This window comes from Acidobacteriota bacterium (assembly GCA_030697165.1).
Lineage (GTDB): Bacteria > Acidobacteriota > Vicinamibacteria > Vicinamibacterales > UBA2999 > 12-FULL-67-14b.
This window is the reverse complement of sequence record JAUYQQ010000016.1, coordinates 1-17,277: the sequence shown is the minus strand read 5'-3', so window position 1 is coordinate 17,277 and position 17,277 is coordinate 1. Positions and strand designations below refer to the sequence as shown.

At 66.9% G+C, this 17,277-nt stretch carries 19 protein-coding genes; 10 read left to right on the top strand and 9 right to left on the bottom strand.

The annotated features are described in order from the left end of the window. Window positions 1-2: 2 nt before the first annotated feature. From Q8T13_16145 to pssA, 6 genes are all read right to left on the bottom strand, one after another. On the bottom strand, window positions 3-1,973 hold the full coding sequence (locus tag Q8T13_16145) for a molybdopterin-dependent oxidoreductase (protein ID MDP3719294.1): 1,971 nt from the start codon (window positions 1,971-1,973) through the stop codon (window positions 3-5). Window positions 1,974-1,980: 7 nt separating this feature from the next. Beyond that, the gene (locus Q8T13_16140) at window positions 1,981-2,226 is read right to left on the bottom strand and encodes a hypothetical protein (GenBank protein MDP3719293.1); all 246 of its coding nucleotides are present in this window, start codon (window positions 2,224-2,226) and stop codon (window positions 1,981-1,983) included. Beyond that, the gene (locus tag Q8T13_16135; protein ID MDP3719292.1) at window positions 2,223-2,798 is read right to left on the bottom strand and encodes a hypothetical protein; all 576 of its coding nucleotides are present in this window, start codon (window positions 2,796-2,798) and stop codon (window positions 2,223-2,225) included. The genes Q8T13_16140 and Q8T13_16135 overlap by 4 nt, the downstream gene beginning before the upstream one ends. Before the next feature lie 4 nt (window positions 2,799-2,802). Continuing rightward, window positions 2,803-3,591, bottom strand: a complete 789-nt coding sequence (locus tag Q8T13_16130) for a VOC family protein (protein ID MDP3719291.1) — start codon at window positions 3,589-3,591, stop codon at window positions 2,803-2,805. Between the two features lie 149 nt (window positions 3,592-3,740). Further along, window positions 3,741-5,120 carry an amidohydrolase family protein gene (locus tag Q8T13_16125; protein MDP3719290.1) on the bottom strand — a complete coding sequence of 460 codons (1,380 nt, stop codon included), beginning with the start codon at window positions 5,118-5,120 and terminating at the stop codon, window positions 3,741-3,743. Between the two features lie 59 nt (window positions 5,121-5,179). Then, window positions 5,180-5,809: a CDP-diacylglycerol--serine O-phosphatidyltransferase gene (gene pssA / locus Q8T13_16120; GenBank protein ID MDP3719289.1), complete on the bottom strand. Its 630-nt coding sequence runs from the start codon at window positions 5,807-5,809 to the stop codon at window positions 5,180-5,182. Between the two features lie 59 nt (window positions 5,810-5,868). Between pssA and Q8T13_16115 the strand changes: the two genes are divergently transcribed. The 3 genes from Q8T13_16115 to Q8T13_16105 are packed head-to-tail and all read left to right on the top strand — an operon-like array spanning window position 5,869 to window position 7,824. Then, complete coding sequence (locus Q8T13_16115) at window positions 5,869-6,753, top strand: hypothetical protein (protein ID MDP3719288.1); 885 nt, start codon at window positions 5,869-5,871, stop codon at window positions 6,751-6,753. Next, entirely contained in the window at window positions 6,731-7,318 is a 588-nt protein-coding gene (locus tag Q8T13_16110) for an RNA polymerase sigma factor (protein ID MDP3719287.1), read from the top strand. The genes Q8T13_16115 and Q8T13_16110 overlap by 23 nt, the downstream gene beginning before the upstream one ends. Beyond that, window positions 7,315-7,824, top strand: a complete 510-nt coding sequence (locus tag Q8T13_16105) for a hypothetical protein (GenBank protein ID MDP3719286.1) — start codon at window positions 7,315-7,317, stop codon at window positions 7,822-7,824. The genes Q8T13_16110 and Q8T13_16105 overlap by 4 nt, the downstream gene beginning before the upstream one ends. On the opposite strand, the gene Q8T13_16100 is transcribed toward Q8T13_16105, so the two are convergent. Both Q8T13_16100 and Q8T13_16095 read right to left on the bottom strand, forming a co-directional pair. Continuing rightward, window positions 7,800-8,378: a hypothetical protein gene (locus Q8T13_16100; protein ID MDP3719285.1), complete on the bottom strand. Its 579-nt coding sequence runs from the start codon at window positions 8,376-8,378 to the stop codon at window positions 7,800-7,802. The genes Q8T13_16105 and Q8T13_16100 overlap by 25 nt on opposite strands. Next, a complete protein-coding gene (locus tag Q8T13_16095) occupies window positions 8,372-9,256 on the bottom strand; it encodes a TPM domain-containing protein (protein ID MDP3719284.1) in 885 nt (294 codons plus the stop codon). Before Q8T13_16095 ends, Q8T13_16100 begins: the two co-directional genes overlap by 7 nt. Before the next feature lie 224 nt (window positions 9,257-9,480). Between Q8T13_16095 and Q8T13_16090 the strand changes: the two genes are divergently transcribed. Beyond that, window positions 9,481-10,353, top strand: a complete 873-nt coding sequence (locus Q8T13_16090; protein ID MDP3719283.1) for a hypothetical protein — start codon at window positions 9,481-9,483, stop codon at window positions 10,351-10,353. Between the two features lie 6 nt (window positions 10,354-10,359). Beyond that, on the top strand, window positions 10,360-11,295 hold the full coding sequence (locus tag Q8T13_16085; GenBank protein MDP3719282.1) for a creatininase family protein: 936 nt from the start codon (window positions 10,360-10,362) through the stop codon (window positions 11,293-11,295). Window positions 11,296-11,378: 83 nt separating this feature from the next. On the opposite strand, the gene Q8T13_16080 is transcribed toward Q8T13_16085, so the two are convergent. Then, window positions 11,379-14,276, bottom strand: a complete 2,898-nt coding sequence (locus Q8T13_16080; GenBank protein MDP3719281.1) for a protein kinase — start codon at window positions 14,274-14,276, stop codon at window positions 11,379-11,381. Window positions 14,277-14,353: 77 nt separating this feature from the next. On the opposite strand from Q8T13_16080, the gene Q8T13_16075 reads away from it, so the two are divergent. From Q8T13_16075 to Q8T13_16055, 5 genes are all read left to right on the top strand, one after another. Next, a complete protein-coding gene (locus Q8T13_16075) occupies window positions 14,354-14,584 on the top strand; it encodes a DUF6364 family protein (GenBank protein ID MDP3719280.1) in 231 nt (76 codons plus the stop codon). Continuing rightward, window positions 14,581-15,003 carry a PIN domain-containing protein gene (locus Q8T13_16070; protein MDP3719279.1) on the top strand — a complete coding sequence of 141 codons (423 nt, stop codon included), beginning with the start codon at window positions 14,581-14,583 and terminating at the stop codon, window positions 15,001-15,003. The genes Q8T13_16075 and Q8T13_16070 overlap by 4 nt, the downstream gene beginning before the upstream one ends. Before the next feature lie 36 nt (window positions 15,004-15,039). Continuing rightward, entirely contained in the window at window positions 15,040-16,086 is a 1,047-nt protein-coding gene (locus tag Q8T13_16065; protein MDP3719278.1) for a cysteine synthase family protein, read from the top strand. Window positions 16,087-16,154: 68 nt separating this feature from the next. Next, complete coding sequence (locus Q8T13_16060; protein MDP3719277.1) at window positions 16,155-16,421, top strand: TraY domain-containing protein; 267 nt, start codon at window positions 16,155-16,157, stop codon at window positions 16,419-16,421. Then, window positions 16,412-16,744, top strand: a complete 333-nt coding sequence (locus Q8T13_16055; protein ID MDP3719276.1) for a type II toxin-antitoxin system PemK/MazF family toxin — start codon at window positions 16,412-16,414, stop codon at window positions 16,742-16,744. Before Q8T13_16060 ends, Q8T13_16055 begins: the two co-directional genes overlap by 10 nt. The last annotated feature ends 533 nt before the right edge of the window (window positions 16,745-17,277 follow it).

Here is a 17,277-nt window from a genome sequence, read left to right as displayed (position 1 = left end):
GGTTAGGGCCGGGAGTCGGGAACCGGGAACCGGGAGTCGGAAGAACCCTTGTCTTTCCGATCGACTCCCGACTCCCGACTCCCGACTCCCGTCTCGATTCGAATAGCGGTGGCCTTGAACTCGGCCGTGCCCACCAGGGGATCGGTGGCATCGTTGGTCAGCATGTTGGTGGCCACTTGATCGGGGAAATGGAACGTCATGAACGTCAGGCCTGGCCGCAGAGCGTGATCGATGTGGACCGGCGCCACCACCGCCCCGCGGCGCGACGTGACGGTCACGGGCTGCCCCTCGGCCAGGCCGAGGCGGCGGGCATCTTCAGGTGAGACGTCGATCGTCTCGCCTCGCCGCGTCGGCGAGGCATACGATCCCGTCTGCACGCCCGTGTTGTACTCGGCCAGCCGCCGGCCCGTCGTCAGGCGCAGCGGGAACTGCTCGTTCAGCTGGTCCAGCGGCAGCTCGTGCCGCACCATGGAGAACGGCGCCCGCGGGCCACGGACCGGCCGCTCCCAGAGCCGGCCGTGCAGGAACAGTTCGCCCGGATGGTGATCGTCGTAGCAGGGCCACTGCAGCCCCGAGTGCTGCTCGAGCCGCGCGTAGCTCATGCCGGCGTGAACCGGCGACAGCTGGCGCACCTCGTTCCACATGCCTTCGGCGTCGGCCGGCCAATCGTGCCCGAGCTTGCGCGCCAGGTCACAGATGATCGCCAGGTCTTCACGCGCCTCGCCTGGCGGATTGAGGGTCTTGCGCACGCGCTGCACGCGACGCTCGCTGTTCGTGAACGTGCCTTCTGACTCGAAAGCGCCGGCCGCGGCCGGAAAGACAACATCGGCGCGCTGGGCGGTTTCGGTCAGGAAGATGTCCTGGACCACCATGAAGTCGAGTCCCTCGAGCAGCCGCGTCGCGCGGTGCTGATCGGCTTCCGACTGCACCGGGTTCTCGCCGATCACATAAAGGGCGCGCAACTCGCCGCGCTCCATCGCGTCGAACATGCCCGACAGGTGCCAGCCCTTCTTCGGCGGCACCGGGACGCCGTAGAACCGGTCGAACTTCGCCCGGACCTCGTCGTTCTCGACATGCTGAAAGCCGGGCAGGCGATCGGGCAGCGCGCCCATGTCGCCTCCGCCCTGCACGTTGTTCTGGCCCCGCAGCGGGTTGAGGCCCGAGCCCCAGCGCCCGACGTGGCCCGTCAACAGCGCGAGGTTGATGAGCGCCATGACGTTATGGACGGCCGTATGGTGCTCGGTGATGCCCAGCGTCCAGCAGATGATCGCGCGCTTGGCCGTGGCATAGGTGTGCGCCATTTCGCGGATGACGCCGGCCGGCACACCGGTTTCGGCCGCGCCACGCTCCAGGGTCCAGGGTTCGACCAGGCCGCGATAGGCGTCAAAACCGGTGGTGGCGTGTTCGATGAACTCGCGGTCGGCCAGGCCGCTGGTGATGATTTCGCGGGCCATCGTGTTCGAGAGCGCGATGTCGGTGCCGATATCGAGGCCCGCCCACACGTCGGCCCACTGCGCGGAGGTGGTGCGCCGGGGGTCGATCGCATAGAGCTTCGCCCCTCGCTTCAGCCCCGCGAGCAGGTGGTGAAAGAAAATCGGGTGCGTCTCGCGGGCGTTCGATCCCCACAAGAGAATGCAGTCCGTCTCTTCAATCTCCTGATACGAGCTGGTGCCGCCACCCATGCCGAATACCGCCGCCAGACCGGCGACGCTTGGGGCATGTCAAGTGCGGTTGCAGCTATCCAGGTTGTTCGAGCCCATCACTACGCGCCCGAACTTCTGCGCCGCGTAGTTCATCTCGTTCGTGCTCTTCGAGCAGCTGAAGAGGCCGAAGGCCCGGCCGCCATGCGCCTGCCGCACGGTGTCGAGCCCGGTAGCCGCGCGCTCCAGTGCTTCGTCCCACGAGGCCTGCCGAAGCGGGCCGCCGCGGGTGTCACGAACGAGCGGATGGACCATGCGCGTCATCCTGCTCATCGTGGTTTTAAGGTAGCACGGTCCACTGAGCGATGGGGATCGACAGGAGCAGGTATCGCTGGCGCAACGCGATCACGTGGCCCGGCAGGTCCCTGGTGCTGAACTCCCCGGCCCGGCAGCGATCGCGCAAGCGGCGAATCTCAATCCGGTAGAGATCGTTGATCTGCTCCCGCAAACGCTCGGGCGAGGTGTCGGGCCTGGGCGCCAGGCCATGCCGCGCCAGTTCTTCGGCGACTTCGGGTCGATAGATCACCGGCGGCACTTCAGGGCGTACAACGAGATCTCGATCTCCACCGCCGATGGCAGGCCGGCCGTGGCCCCAGCCTGGGTGTAGGCGGCGCAGGCGGCGACGAGGTCACCCAGCCGGTCGCTGGCCCGGGCCAGGCCGACCCAGGCGTTGGCGGTCGGCTTCACCCTGGTCGCGCGCAAGTAGGCATCGCGCGCCTCCGTGTACCGGTCCACCTCGAGCCACAGCTCCCCGGCCAGCTCGTCGATGGGCAGCGGCCACTGTGCCGGCGCGCCGGCCAGGGCCATGGTGTCGGACAGGTCGCGGGCGTGGGCCAGGAACACCTCCATCTCGTCGCGCTCGTCCTGGGCGGCGCTGACGGCGGCGCGAATGGCGACGTCGGCATACCGCGCCGCCACCCCTGGCATGCCATCCAGGGCGCGCAGGCGCAGGTTGACGGGCCCGAGCAACTCGAGGGCGCCGCCTTTGGGCGCCAGTTCGCGCGCGGCGACCCACCCGTCGATGGCCAGGCGCTGCACCTCGCGGTCCACATCCTGCCCAAGCGTGGCGATCATCGCCGCGATCAGCATGAGGCGCATCGCGTCAGCCTCCGATCAACTGGACCACGACACCAGTGCCCGTGTCGGCCACGGTGCGGCGCTCGAGCTGCGCGGCCTCGAGCGTGAACGACCGCATGCCGACCGCGTGCTCGGGCGGCGGCGGCGCGCCTGCGCCCAGCCACGTGTTCATACCCAGGTGATGATGATAGCCGCCGGCCGCGGCGAATAACGCACCGGGGTAACCGCGCACGGTCGGCTCGAACCCCACGTCGCCGCAGAACACCGCCTCGCCGTCTTCGAGCCGCGAGACGTGCAGGTGCACGTGACCGATCACGGTTGCGGCCTCCAGCCCCTGCCACGCCGCATCAGCGCCCGCCTCGTTCGCCACGCTTTGCACGTCGAGCGGATCGGTGGTCATGGCCAGCTCGCCGTTAGCGGTGCGCCAGGTCTCCCGCGGGCGATCCCGATAGATCTCGATGCCCAGGCCGTCGGGGTCACTCAAGTACAACGCCTCGCTGACCAGGTGATCGGCCACGCCGGAGAGGGGCCACTGCCGGTCCGCAAGGCGCCGCAACGAGCGGCCGAGCGCCGCGCGCGAGGGCACGAGGATGGCAAAGTGGAACAGGCCGGTGCTGCGACGCGGCTTGGGCACCGAATCGCGACGCTCGTGCAATTCAATCAGGACCGGTCCGCCGGCCGACAGGTATGCCGTGCGGCCGTCTCGCATGGACTCCAGAAAGCCGAGGGTGTCGCAGTAGAAGGACACCGAGCGGTCGAGATCATTGACGGTCAGGCTGACGGAGCCGATGTGGGCGTCTGCCGGCAGGGGCATGCAGCCATCTTAACGCCGTACCGAACATTGGCCACAGAGGACACAGAGGACTCAGAGCAAACTCTCGAAATGCGATCGAGCGTCGAACGCGCCGACTGGCATTTAGAAAGAATTGACTCGGTGTCCTCTGTGTCCTCTGTGGCCCACGATCACCGCATGAGCGCGATGAGCGCGGCGCGGTCGACCTCTGCATTGCCGATGACGATACGCGAGATCCGTCGGGTGTTGGTGATATCGTCGAGCGGGTTGGCGTCGAGGACGAGGAAGTCGGCGCGCTTGCTCACCCTCAAGGCGCCGGTGTCGGGGCGGTTCACGAACGCGGCGGCGCGGCTGGTCGCGGCGACGATCGCCTGCGACGGCGACATGCCGGCCTCGACCATGGCTTGCAGTTCCAGTTGCTCGGCGAAGCCGAAGTGGTGATCTTCGAGGCCGGTATCGGCGCCGAGCACGACCTTCGCGCCGGCGGCAGCCAGCTTGGCGAGACTCTGCCGCAGGATGCCGTACCGCTGACGCGCGGCTTCCACCGCCTTGGGTTCACGCTTTGCGTAGTAGGCCCGCATGCGCTCAATGACTGGCGCAATGACCGCCGGGGTGAGCAGGGCCATCATGGGGTCACCGGCGGTGAGCCACGGCGGCGTTGCCGCGAACGTCGGCTTGAGCGGTGTCGTGAGGTTGCCCATCACCACCACGTCTTTCTTGACGATCGCTGCCACCAGCGCATCACTCATCACGGTGTCGCGAACCATGTGCGCGAAGGCGTCGATACCGGCATCAACGAGATCGACCGCATCGGCGTGATAAAAGACGTGGGCGATCACGCGCAGTTGGCGCTGATGCGCCTCGTCGATGATGGCGCGGTAGAGGGGCGGGCTGAGCTTCGGCGCGCGGCCGTTGCGATCGTCGACCCAGATCTTGACCATGTCGACGCGGCGCGCGGCCAGCTCCGCCACGGCCTTGCGGGCCTCGGCCTCGGTTGTTACTTCATAAGCGATGCCGGTGTAGGCGGCGCCGCCGGGGCCGGCATTCGGCGAGCCGATGCCACGGCCAGTCACCTGCAGCAGCGCGCCCTGCGGCCGGCCATTGGTCTGCTCCGACCGCAGTTGATACAACAGGTCGCCGGTTTCGATCCCTTGCGACTGCACCACGTTCACGCCGAAGTACAACGCGCGCGCCAGGTCGCTGATGACGGTTTCGCGGGTGTAGTTGCCGGCCGAATAGCTCAGCCCCTGCTGGAATCCGGGATGGCCGTGGGTGCCGATCAGCGCCGGAATGATGGTCTTCCCGGCCAGGTCCACGCGCCGCACCGAGGCCGGCACGGCGATGGAGCCGGCGGGCGCCACCCGAGCAATCGTGCCGTTCTCCACGAGCATCGCGGCCCGTTCGATTGCGGCGGTGCCGTCGCCCGGAATCAGGCGGACGTTCTCGTAGAGGACCGGAGCGCCGGGCCCGGAAGCAAAGGGCGCCTGGGCCGCAGGTGCGAGGGAACCGAACACCGCCAACGCGCACATCCCGAGCCTCGCTGTCCGCATGACGCGGACTATACCTCGGGGAGTTCAGGGATCAGGGATCAGGGATCAGGGATCAGGGATCAGGGTTTTGGAATGCGCAGGGTCGCGCTAATCATCGCACTGCCGCTGGCCGCGAACATCAGGACCAACGGGTGCAACAGGGCCGGGCCCACCTGGTAGACGCCGAACCACAACTGGTCGTCCACGCGGCCGAGATATTGCGCCAACCCGAGCACCAGCACCAGCACCACGCTGGTGGGGATTGGCGTGCCCTCGAAGTACTTGACCTTGCCGGTCGCCGCGTCGGTCAGGGCTTCGGTGGTGGCGTTGAAGCGCGCCAGGCGGCTGACGCCGCACACGACGAAGTAGGTCAGGATCACCATGTCCCACCCGCCGCGCAGGCCGAGCGTGAAGCCGAGGACGGCGGGCGCGACGCCGAACGAGATCACGTCGGCCAGCGAGTCGAGGTCGGCGCCAAGCACCGACTGGCGGCGGCTGTCGAGCCGGGCCACGTAGCCATCAAGCACATCGAACAGCAACGCGGCCGGCAGCAGAAAAAACGCCGCCCACAGAAACCGGCGGTTGTCGGTGGCGATGTAGTCGAGGCACAGGAAGATCGAGATGGTGCCGCACGAGGCGTTGAGGATGGTCAGCAGGTCGGCCCACGTGTAGGACCGCAGCATGGACATGTGCCGTCGGCGGACCGTCATGACCCCAGCGTATCAAACCGCGCCGTTAACCTTTTGGCAGGTCATCCGTAATAAGGGGTATGAAGCAACGCATTCTCTCGGCCCTGGCGGCCACCCTGCTGACCGCGGCCACCCTGTCGGCTCAGCCGGCGCCGCCGGCACCGGCCGAGCCTCCTGCGGCCCCGGCCGCCCCTGTGTTCCAGGTCCCGACCGACGCCAACGAGACACGCGAACAGCTGCGGGAGCTCCTGCGGCAGTACCCGCCCGCCGTCGGCGAGGTCCTGCGGCGCGACCCAAGCCTGCTGAGCCGGGCCGACTACATTGCACCTTATCCGCAGCTGGTGGGGTTCCTCCAGCAACATCCGGAGGTCCTCCGGAACCCGACGTTCTTCTTCGGCGGCTACGACTACTACGAGCAGCGCCGCACGCCGATGTCGCCCGAGGTCGAGGCGCTCGGCGTCCTGCTCGGTGGCCTCGGTGGCTTTCTCGGCTTCGGCGCCTTCTTCGCCATCCTGATCTGGCTGGTGCGCGCCGTGATTCAACACCGCCGGTGGCTACGGCTGACGAAGGTGCAAACAGACGTTCACACCAAGCTGATGGAGCGCATGACTACAAACGAAGAACTGCTCGCCTACATCCAGAGTCCTGCCGGCCGCCGCTTTCTCGAGTCGGCTCCCATCCAGCAGGAGCCGGATTCGCCCCGGATGGGCGCCGCGCCCGTCGGTCCCATCATCTGGTCGATGATGGCCGGCATCGTGCTCGCTACCGTCGGCGTCGGCTTCCGGTTTGCCGCGAATTCAGTGACCAATGAAGCGCAACAAGCCTTTACTGTAGTAGGCGTGATTCTGCTCGCCCTCGGCGCCGGCTTCGTCGTCGCCTCGGTCATGGCCTACCTGGTGTCGTCGCGTCTCGGCCTGTTCCCGGCGAGAGCCGCCATCACTGATGCGAGTTCCGGCAATGCGTGAACTGGCGCTGACCGACATGGAACGCCTCGGCGCCTTTGACGAAGCCGAACGCACGTTCCAGATGACCGAGGAAGCCTTTCGCTCCTTCTACGAGCTGACGGCGCGGCCGGTCCGCGCCTACCTGGGCCGCATGACGAACGACGACCGGCTCGCGGACGACTTGCTCCAGGAGGCGTACTACAAGTTCCTGCGCTCGAACGCCGTGTTCGACAGCGATGACCACCGGAAGCATTACCTGTTCCGGATTGCCACGAACCTGGTGCACGACCACCGCCGCCGGCCACGCGTGGAAGTGCCGGTCTCGACCGCGGCGCAAGAGGCGCTCGCCGCACCGGTTGACGCCCACCACGCCGACCAGGCGGCGGCGCGCATCGACTTGGCACGAGCCCTGGAACACCTGAAGCCGCGCGAGCGGAGCCTGTTGTGGCTGGCCTACGCGCAAGGGTGGTCGCACGAGGAAATTGCCGCTGCCATTGGCGTGAAGACGGCTAGCCTGAAAGGCATGTTGTTCCGCGCCCGTCACCGCCTGGCGGTGATCCTGAGAAATCCCGGAGGCCGATCGTGAGCAGTCTCGAATGCGCTCGTGAAGACCGTGTGCTCGGCGCCGTGCTTGCGGGCCGATGGCCCTCGGAAGACGACGAACTGGTGGCCCACGCGCAGCAGTGCGAGATCTGCCGCGAGGTCGCGGAAGTGGCGGTCGTGCTCCGTGCCGATCACGGTCACGCACGCCGCGAAGTGCATGTGCCGGTGGCCGGCCAGGTGTGGTGGCGTTCCGCGGTGCGGGCGCGGCTGGAGTCGGCGCAGGCCGCCACGCGGCCCATGGCGTGGCTGCACGGCGTAACTGCCGCCATCACTCTTGGGATCCTGATAGCCGTCGCCGGCATGGCCTGGCCGACGCTGATCGTGGCGGCCGACTGGGCGCGCGAGGTGGCGGCGCCGTTGATTGCCAACGGTGAAGTGTCGGGGGCAGTCAGCGGTGTGCTGCGGCAAAGCATGGTCGTGGCGATCGCCGCGGCCGCGTGCTTACTGGTGGCCCCGGTGCTGCTCTACTTCGTCCTGTCCAACGATTGATCGCACGGCCGTGGCGGCGGCTCGCCGCGCGCGCCCGACTTGTGGGCACAGTAGCGGAAGGTCGTCCCCTGCGGCCCGCCCACTTCCCAGAACTGCGGGCACTGCGGCCAGTACTCCAGTTCTTCCAAGACGTCGACGCTGCGGCGCACGGCTTCAGGCACGGCCTCAATGACCGGCGAGAAGTGATGGCCGAAGAGGCCCGACCGATCGATATCGGCAAAGCCCGACTGCGACTCGCAGGACACCACCAGCGGGGACAGGCCGCCGGCGGCCACCAGGCGCACCCGCGACGGCGCGGAGCCGAACGAGTCGTAGCCAACACCCTGAAACCGCAATTGCTTGCCGCCGTTGGTGGTCACCGTCACGCAGACATCCCCTTTAGGGTTCAGCCATCCCGAACCGCAGGACACCTCGACCGACGCGACCTCCGCCATCGCGGCCAGGCGACCGCGCACGAACGCTTCTTCGCGTGGGCCGGCCAGCGTACAGGCCGATGCAAAGCCAGCCGCGGCGGCCGCCGCCACGAGCCAACCCCGGCGCGCGGCGGCTACCATCGTCCGCTGGCGCCGCCGCCGCCCGATGATCCGCCGCCGAAACTGCTGCTGCCGCCGGACGACCCGCCGGAGCTCGACCCGCCGGAACTGCCGCCACCCATGACCCAACCGCTGCCGCTGCCGCTGCTGCCCTTGCCACCGCCCTTACCCGGCCGGAAGCTGTCTTTCCACTTCTTTCTGCTGCCCAGCCAGTAACCAGTCGCTGCCATGGCCAACCACAGCGGCGCGAGCGTGTAGAGGGTGACCGTGAACATCACGAGCAAGGCCATCAGCATGGGAATGCCGGAGAACAGGCCGCCGAACAGTATCGGGAAGACGGTCTTGGTGCGCAGGCCGAGTCCAAACATGAACGAGCCGATCCCGATGAACATCCCGAGGAAGGGCACCAGTATCCATACCGGCACGTCGTTCGAGGAGTCGTTGAAGCGGGCCAGTTCCTCCGGCGACAGCACCTGGTTCTTCTCGACGATGTCGGCGATGCGGCCGACGCCGGCGCTGATGCCGCCGGCGTAGTCGTCGTCTCGGAAGCGCGGCAGGAACTGCTCGTCGCGAATCTCGCCGGCCAGGCCGTCGGGCAGGACGCCTTCGAGGCCGTAGCCGACCTCGATGCGCATCTCGCGATCGTTGGGCGCGACCAGGATCAGCACGCCGTTGTCAGCCTTCTCCTGCCCGACGCCCCATTCCTTGAACAAGCGGGTGGCGTACTCCTCAACCGACATTCCCTCGAGCGATGTCACCGTCGCCACGGCGACCTCAGACGAGGACGCGGCCTCGACCTCCTTCAGGCGCTGCTCGAGCCTGGCGCGCGTCGCCGCGTCAAGAACTCCCGCGAAGTCGTTGACGTAGCCGTCCGGCTTGGGCAGGGCCTGGGCGCTCACGGCGCCAACCGAAGTGAATAGTAGGACGTGCGACGTGAGAAGAACGAGAAGAAGGTCGCTAGCGCGTGGCGTGGACATGGTCATGGTCACGTTACAAATGGAGACGAGTGACGCGAACGATACAACAGCTACGTCACTGATGGCACGGATGACGTTACAATATGGCGGTTCGGAGCCCGCGTCAGATCGTGCCGACCCGGGCGTCGCGGCAGGAGTTCAGACACATGAAGCGATCGACGATTTCGACCGTCACTCTCGGCAGCCTCGCGCTGGCCGCATTCCTTCTTTCCTACGGCGCCCTCACGGCCGCACAGGGCGGCCAGGCGCCGCCGCCGCCCGCCAATACGCCGCCCAAGCCGCTGGTGCCGGTGGCTGCCAGTTCGGTCGCGGCCAACCCGGATCAGTACGTCGGCGAATTCGTGACGATGACCGGCGCCGTCGAAGCCAACCTCACCGCGACCGCGTTCTCGGTGGACCAGGACAAGACCAAGGCGACCGGCAAGGACGTGCTGGTGCTGGCGCCGACGCTGCAGAAGCCGGCCGACGCCAACGGCTACGTCACCGTCATCGGCGAGTTGATCAAGTTTGATGCGGCCGCGGTTGCGGCGAAGCTCAAGGACTACAAGATCGACCTGTCCCCTGAGGATCAGGCCCGGTTCAAGGGCAAGCCGGTCGTGCTCGCTACCGCCGTGATCAACACGGCCGGCATCGACATTGCCAAGAAGCCCATTCCGCCCATGACCGCTGACGACCTGGCGCTGCAGAAGATCATGACCCAGCTGCCGCCCGCGCAGGCGGCGCTGCGCAAGTTACTCGACGGCAAGGACCTCGACCCCGTCAAGGAACAGGCCACCATCATCCAGAAGGCTTTCGCTGACACCGAGGCGTTCTGGAAGGCCAAGGGCAACACCGAAGCCATGAACATCGCGGCCGAGGGCAAGAAGCACGCCGACGCCATCCTGATCAACGTCGGCCTTGGCAGTCTCGCCGCCGCCAAGACCTCGATCACGCCGCTTGGCGCCACCTGCGCCACCTGCCACGGCAAGTTCCGTGAACGCATGGACGACGGCACGTTCCGCATCAAATCCGGGAGCTAGAGGACCATGAAACAGATCGCCCTCGTCGCACTCAGCTTCGTCGTCCTTGGCGCCACGTACGCGTCTGCCCAGCCGCCCGGCGCCGGTGCGCCCGCCGGCCAGCAGCGCCAGCGCCCCGCTCCGGATCCACGGTCGATCGGCGGCGGCAACTGCGCCGACAACCTCTACAACTGCGTCGACGCGGTCAACCCGCTGCCGCCCGCCACCACGGTGTGGATCGAGGAAATGACCTGGATGGACGTCCGCGACGCCCTGAAGGCCGGCAAGACCAACGTCATCATCCCGACCGGCGGCGTCGAGCCCAACGGTCCGTGGCTGGTGACCGGCAAGCACAACTACGTGCTGCACGCGAACTGTGAAGCCATTGCCCGCAAGATGGGCAACGCCCTGTGCGCGCCAATCATCAAGCACGTGCCCGAAGGCGGCATCGAGCCCAAGACCGGCCACATGGTCTCGCCCGGCACCATCACGCTGCGCGAAGAGACCTACCAGGCGCTGCTCACCGACACCGCCGAAAGCCTGCAGGCGCACGGCTTCAAGAACATCATCTTCATCGGCGACAGCGGCGGCAACCAGCGCGGCCAGCAGACCGTGGCCGACACGCTCACCGCCAAGTGGGCCGGCAAGGCGCTGGCCCTGCAGATCCCCGAGTACTACGACTACAACAGCGTCTCGAAGCACATGGCCGGCAAGATCACCGAAGCCGCCAAGGGCGACGGGCTGCACGACGACCCGATCATCACGCTGAACATGTTCATCGATGACCCGGACTCGGTGCGCTACGACGCGCGCGTCAAGGCCGGCAAGGCCGTCATCAACGGCGTGGACATCTCGGACCGCGCCAAGGCCACGGCGCTCGCCAAGGAGATTGTCGAGTTCCGCGCCACTAAGACCGTCGAGGCGATCCACAAGCACATTGCCGCCAAGGGCGGGACGAAGTAGAAGTTAGAAGTCGGAAGTTGGGGGCGGGCGGCCGTTTTGCCGGAGCGCGTGGGCGCGAAGGCGGACGCGCCGCCCGTTTTCTTTTATCGGGGAATCGGAACGCGAGCCTTCAACTCATCAAACCAGTGTTGCACCACCACAAGTTGAGGTCGCGATGCCTCTGCGGCGGTACCCCTGGATGCGGCCAGGTGGACGAGAAGACGCCCATCAGGCGCGACGTCGTAGGCAAAACTCGGGTAATCCTCCGACGGTGACGTCGCGATCTGCGTCGGCTTGCCCGCAACGAAGGTCGCCCCTGGCTGGATCGCACTCGACCACCGCGACAGGGCAATCGCATTCCCACCCACGTTAAAGAACAGCTCGCGGCCGTTACTCGCCCAGCGCGGGTCACTGCCCCCCTCGGTCGACACCTGCCACCGCCCCTGGTCTACGTCGGGGAATGGCCGCACATACACCTCGTTGCGTCCAGATTCGTTCGAGTGGTACGCGATCCAGCGGCCATCGGGTGAGATCCTCGGAGAATACTCTCCAAACGCCGTCTTGATCAGCGGGCGGACCTCGATCGGCGGTCCCAGCGTGGCGATCATGATGTCAGCCCTCGCGGAAGCTGTCAGGTCGCTGACCGTAAACACGAGCCGCGCACCGTCGGGCGAAATCGATCCCAGCGCATTCAATCCTGCCAGCTTGAACAACGACAGGGGCTTCCCGCTACCATCGGCGGCCTGGCAGAACGCTTCATCGGCCTCGCGATAGCAGATGCGGCGGCCGTCCGGAGTCCACACCGGTGATACGGCCGCACCGGAAAACGTCAGACGGGTCAATGCACCCCGGGCGATCGTCCACACCCAGATGTCGGTGCCCACGGAGGTGTTGGCATCGTCGCTGACCGAGACCGCCGCCTGGCTGCCGTCAGGCGACAGGGCCAACCCGAAGCCTACCATCACAAAACGTCGCTGAGGCGCAGTCGTGGGCTCCTGCTGTCCCTGGCGATTGAGCCACACGAGCTCTCGATTGGAGCCGGCCGCTCCACCGGGTACAAAAGCCATGGCTCCCGAATGAGACCAGGCCGCTTGCGCGGCGCCAGTTGAATTCACCGCAGCTTGCCGGATGCCGGGCTGCACTGGCACCGGGCCGCCGCTTACCATCAGCCGTTCCTCGTCGAAGGGCACCGCGAAAAGGGTGGCCTCGCGGAAGTACGCCAGGTGGCCCGTGGGCAGCACGCGGGCATCGGTGCCGCCGTTGATCAGCGCCGTGCGGCGGCCGGTCGCGAACTCGTGGACGACCACGACGGCGTCGTCCCAGGACTGCTGCCCCGTACGAATCGAAAACAGGACCGCCCGTCCGCCGGAGATGAGCTGGGGACCGTGCGCGAATTCCGCCTTGCTCTCATCCACGCTGACCAGGAGCTTCGCTGTCCCGCCGCTGGCCGGCACCTCGACGATGCCGCGCGGCGAGGCTTGGCCCAACAGTAAGCGATCACCAAGCCACGAACCTCCCAAGGGGTTGCCCACCACGGCCAGCGTCACCGGCGTGCCGCCGGAGATCGGCACTTTTTTCAGTTCCGTCGTCGAAGAGGAAAAAAATGCGATCCACTGGCCGTCTGGAGAGTAGATCGGCTCGCTAGGATCGGACTTTTCGGTGCCTGAAATCGGCGCGGCCGTGAGCTCGCCCATCTTGCGCAGATAGAGCTGGTTATTCGCGACGTAGACCAGGCTGGTGCCATCCGGCGACAGCGCAATCACGTGCCGGCCCGTCCGCGTGAAGGCCTGCCCCTCGGGCAACTCCACCGAAAACCGCGTCGGGACAGCCGCTGGCGGCGCGTGGGGCCACCACGTCCACGCCGCTGCACCGGCGATAGCGGCGCCGGCGAGGATCGCGCCGCCGACACGCGCGACAAGGGCGGCTGCGCTCGGCCGCGCGACCGGCGCCATGCTCGCGACCGCGGTGGTCGCGGCGCCACCTTCGGCCATCTCCTTCGCGAGCCACTCGAGCTGTCGTTTCAGATCGCGCGCGGTCTGCCATCGCTCGTCTGGATCCTTGGCGAGACACCGCGCCACGATCTCGTCGAGCATCGGCGGCGACACGGGCTGCAGCGAGGTTACCGGCGGAGGCGTGTGATCGAGAATCGCCCCGATCAGGCTCGCCTGGCTCTTGCCCTCGAATGGCCGGCGGCCGGTCAGCATCTCGTAGAGCACGCCGCCGAACGCAAAGATGTCGGCTCGGGCATCGACCTCCTTGCCCTCGAGCTGCTCGGGCGCCATGTACTGCAGCGTGCCGAGAATCGTCCCCTTCATCGTCAGCGGCGAGCTCACGGTCGGCATCGAGAGATCCGCCAGGCTCACCAGGCCGCGACCAAGATCCTCTTTGCTTTCGGAGGTGGCGCCCGCACGCGAGAGCCGCGCGAGGCCGAAGTCCAAGAGCTTCACGGCCCCCTTCGACAACATCACGTTGCCGGGCTTGAGGTCGCGATGGACGATGCCCTGCCGATGGGCGCGATCGAGCGCGCCGGCGATCTGGACGGCGACCGCGAGCGCCTCGTCCACGGTCATCGGCGGCAATGCATTGGGAGCCGAGGGCGACGGCGGTGCGGTGGGATCCGATGGCGCATCGCCGCGGCTCAGCACTGCGTTGCGCGATGCGCGCGACGGTCCGCGCGCCAGTCGCGCCGTGAGCGTCTCGCCCTCGACGTACTCCATGACGAGGAAGTCGACGGGCGGCTCGTCGGGGGCCGGCTGCTCGCGGCCGACGTCGTAGAGCGCGCAGATGTTCGGGTGATTCAGCGACGAGATCGCCTTGGCCTCACGTTCGAAGCGCTCGCGCGACTGGACGTCGGCAGCCAGGCTGCCCGCCAGGACTTTAATCGCGACCGTGCGATCGAGCCGCGTGTCGCGGGCTCGATACACCTCGCCCATGCCACCGGCGCCAATGGCGTCGACGATCTCGTACGGGCCAAGTCTCGTATTCGGGGTCAGCGTGGGCATTTGGGGAGCGAGGCAGGAGGAGTATACGCGACGGTTGAGGTTTTCCAGATACGTATCAACGTGGTAGATTCATACGTATGGCGAAGCTGACCCTCAGCGTGGACGAACGCGTTGTCGAACGGGCCAAAACCTACGCCCGCGAACAGGGGACCTCGGTGTCGGGCCTCGTTGAGAAGCTGCTGGAACTGGCCGCCACGCCAGCCGGCCGCGCTGGCAGCACGCCAGCCGTGTTAAGCCGACTTCGTGGCTCGCTCAAGCGCGGCTCCGCGCGCGACTACCACCGCTATCTCGAACGCAAGTACCGGTGAAGCGCATCCTGTTCGACGTGAACGTGGTGCTCGATGTGCTGCTGGACCGCGCACCGTTCGCTGACGCCTCGTCCGACGTGTGGGCGACGGTCGAGCGGGGCGAGGCCGTAGGACTACTCTCGGCCCATGCCGTCACCACGCTGCATTACCTGAACGCCAAGGCGGTCGGCGGCCGGATGGCCCGAGAGACCACCGACGCCCTGCTGTCGGTCTTCGACGTGGCGGGCGTGGATGATGCGGTGCTGAACGCGGCCCTCTCCCTGAACTGGACCGACTTTGAAGACGCGGTCACCGCCGCAGCCGCCAAACGGGCGAAGTGCGAGGCACTGGTGACGCGCAATCCCGGCGACTTCAAGGGCTCGGCCGTGCGCGTGCTCACGCCGTCAGAGGCGTTGGCCTGGCTCGCCTCGTCCCGCTGAGGAGTAACATCAAGGGGAGAGCTTATGCAAACCCCCATGACCGCCCCGGCCCTGACCCGCCACTTTCACTCGATGCGCCGGCTGATCGGCAACACCCCTCTCCTGTCGCTCGAGCTGCGCGTCAACGGCGAGCCGCGCACCATCTACGCGAAGTACGAACCCCTCAACCTGACCGGCAGCATCAAGGATCGCATGGCGCTGCACATCCTGCGGCGCGCCTACGAGACCGGGCAGATCCAGCCGGGCGATCCGATTGCCGAGGCGACCAGCGGCAACCCCGGCATTTCGTTTGCGGCGATCGGCCGCGCCCTCGGCCACCCGGTGACGGTGTTCATGCCCGATTGGATGAGCAGCGAACGCATCTCGCTGATCGCCAGCTTCGGCGCATCGGTGGTGCTCGTCAGCAAGGCCGATGGCGGCTTCCTCGGCTCGATCGCGCGCGCCGATGCCATGAAAGAAAGCAACCCGCGCACCTTCCTGCCGCACCAGTTCTCCAACGAGGCCAACATCGACGCGCATGTCACCGGTACCGGGCCGGAGATCTGGCTGCAACTGCAGGGGCAAGGGCTGAGCCCCGACGCGTTCGTCGCCGGTGTCGGCACCGGCGGCACGGTCATGGGCGTCGGGCGTTACCTGAAGTCGAAGAAGCCGGCGGTCAGTGTGCATCCGCTCGAACCCGCCGAGTCGCCCACGCTCTCGGCCGGCCACAAGATTGGCCATCACCGCATCCAGGGCATCTCGGACGAGTTCGTGCCGCCGATCGTCCACTTCGACGAACTGGACACGCTCGTTCAAGCGAACGACGGCGACGCCATCCTGATGGCGCAGCTGTTGGCGCAACATGGGTTGGCCGTGGGCATCTCGGCGGGAGCCAACGTCATCGGCGCGCTCAAGATTCAACAGACCCTCGGCCCTGACGCCATCGTCGTCACCGTGCTCTGCGACAGCAACAAGAAATACTTGAGCACCGACCTGCTGCGGACCGAACCGATCAAGGACGGTTATTTGACGCCGCAGGTCGAGATGCTGGGGTTCGACTCGGTGAATCGAGTCTGCGACATGTGCGCCGACCCGCGGACCTAGTGTCCGCGGGCCGCGGACCTAGTGTCCGCGGGCCGCGCATGCCCTGGGCCGTGGTGTATACTGTATACATGGCTGGCGCGCCGACCAACGTTTCGTCCATTCTTACCGTCCGCCTCACGCCGGAGGTCGAGCGCCGATTAGCGCGAGAGGCGCGGCGGTCGCGACGAAGCCGGAGCGAAGTCGCCCGCGCCATCCTCGAGGCGCACCTGGCTGGTCCTGCTACCGATCCGGACGCCGAGGCTCGGCGCCAGTCCCTGTTGGCCAGCGCCCAGGACGCCGATCGCGAGACCCTCGCCTTCATCGAGCACGCCGGGGATTCGCGCGGGTGGAAATAACCCGCGGCGCCGTGGTCATCGTCTCGGCTCGCGGCGCCTACACCGGCAAGCCCCGTCCAGCGCTCGTGGTGCAGGCCGACTCGTACAATCCGACGCACGCCAGCGTCACCATCTGTCCGATCACCACGGCCTGCATCGATGCGCCTCTCTTCCGGGTCAGCATGCCGCCTGGCGAGCGCACCGGCCTCAAGTCGGCATCCCAGGTGATGGTGGACAAGATCGTGAGTGTGCCCCGTGCCAGCATCATTCGCGAGGTCGGACGATGTGATGAGGCAGCCTCACATGCGGTAGATGACGCCCTGAGAGCCTGGCTGGCGTTATAGCGCAGGGTCGAGCCGCGCCGACGATACGGCCGCAGACGCCCCAGCCGCAGATCCCCCCAGACGCAGCCGCAGATTTCCACGAATGCGGGCCTCACAAGCCCGGCCGCAGATTGCCCCCGGACACAGCCGCAGATTTCAGCCGGCGTGCGCGGGCCTCACGACCCAGCCGCAGATTCCCTCCAGCCACAGCCACCGCACTTCTTCCGGACGCACACAGCAGATCTCACCTCGGTTATCGATCTCAGCGAGCCGGCCGCAAGAGGTCACCGGACTGCACCATAGCAAGAAATGCGAGCGGCATATCTGACCGGCGCGGCAATTTCTTCAATGGGATCGCCCACCATAGAATTATCGTCGGCAGCGATCGTGTTAACCCAAAGACTTACCGGGACTGTCAAACGACAGGGGAAATTGACCCCCTTGCGCCACTAAAACTGACCCCCTCCTAATCACTGTTTTCTGCGGTCAGCGCGAGCCGGCTCGCCGGCGAGCGCCCCCTGTGGGTGCGGCATTGCCGGGATCAAACCGGCCTT

Excerpts from the sequence above, each read along its gene's own strand:
- Q8T13_16110 (MDP3719287.1), top strand. The coding sequence starts at position 6,731 with ATGCGAGTTCCGGCAATGCGTGAACTGGCGCTGACCGACATGGAACGC.
- Q8T13_16135 (MDP3719292.1), bottom strand. The coding sequence starts at position 2,798 with ATGCGCCTCATGCTGATCGCGGCGATGATCGCCACGCTTGGGCAGGAT.
- Q8T13_16060 (MDP3719277.1), top strand. The coding sequence starts at position 16,155 with ATGGCTGGCGCGCCGACCAACGTTTCGTCCATTCTTACCGTCCGCCTC.
- Q8T13_16085 (MDP3719282.1), top strand. The coding sequence starts at position 10,360 with ATGAAACAGATCGCCCTCGTCGCACTCAGCTTCGTCGTCCTTGGCGCC.
- pssA (MDP3719289.1), bottom strand. The coding sequence starts at position 5,809 with ATGACGGTCCGCCGACGGCACATGTCCATGCTGCGGTCCTACACGTGG.
- Q8T13_16090 (MDP3719283.1), top strand. The coding sequence starts at position 9,481 with ATGAAGCGATCGACGATTTCGACCGTCACTCTCGGCAGCCTCGCGCTG.
- Q8T13_16100 (MDP3719285.1), bottom strand. The coding sequence starts at position 8,378 with ATGGTAGCCGCCGCGCGCCGGGGTTGGCTCGTGGCGGCGGCCGCCGCG.
- Q8T13_16065 (MDP3719278.1), top strand. The coding sequence starts at position 15,040 with ATGACCGCCCCGGCCCTGACCCGCCACTTTCACTCGATGCGCCGGCTG.
- Q8T13_16115 (MDP3719288.1), top strand. The coding sequence starts at position 5,869 with ATGAAGCAACGCATTCTCTCGGCCCTGGCGGCCACCCTGCTGACCGCG.
- Q8T13_16080 (MDP3719281.1), bottom strand. The coding sequence starts at position 14,276 with ATGCCCACGCTGACCCCGAATACGAGACTTGGCCCGTACGAGATCGTC.
- Q8T13_16130 (MDP3719291.1), bottom strand. The coding sequence starts at position 3,591 with ATGCCCCTGCCGGCAGACGCCCACATCGGCTCCGTCAGCCTGACCGTC.
- Q8T13_16125 (MDP3719290.1), bottom strand. The coding sequence starts at position 5,120 with ATGCGGACAGCGAGGCTCGGGATGTGCGCGTTGGCGGTGTTCGGTTCC.
- Q8T13_16075 (MDP3719280.1), top strand. The coding sequence starts at position 14,354 with ATGGCGAAGCTGACCCTCAGCGTGGACGAACGCGTTGTCGAACGGGCC.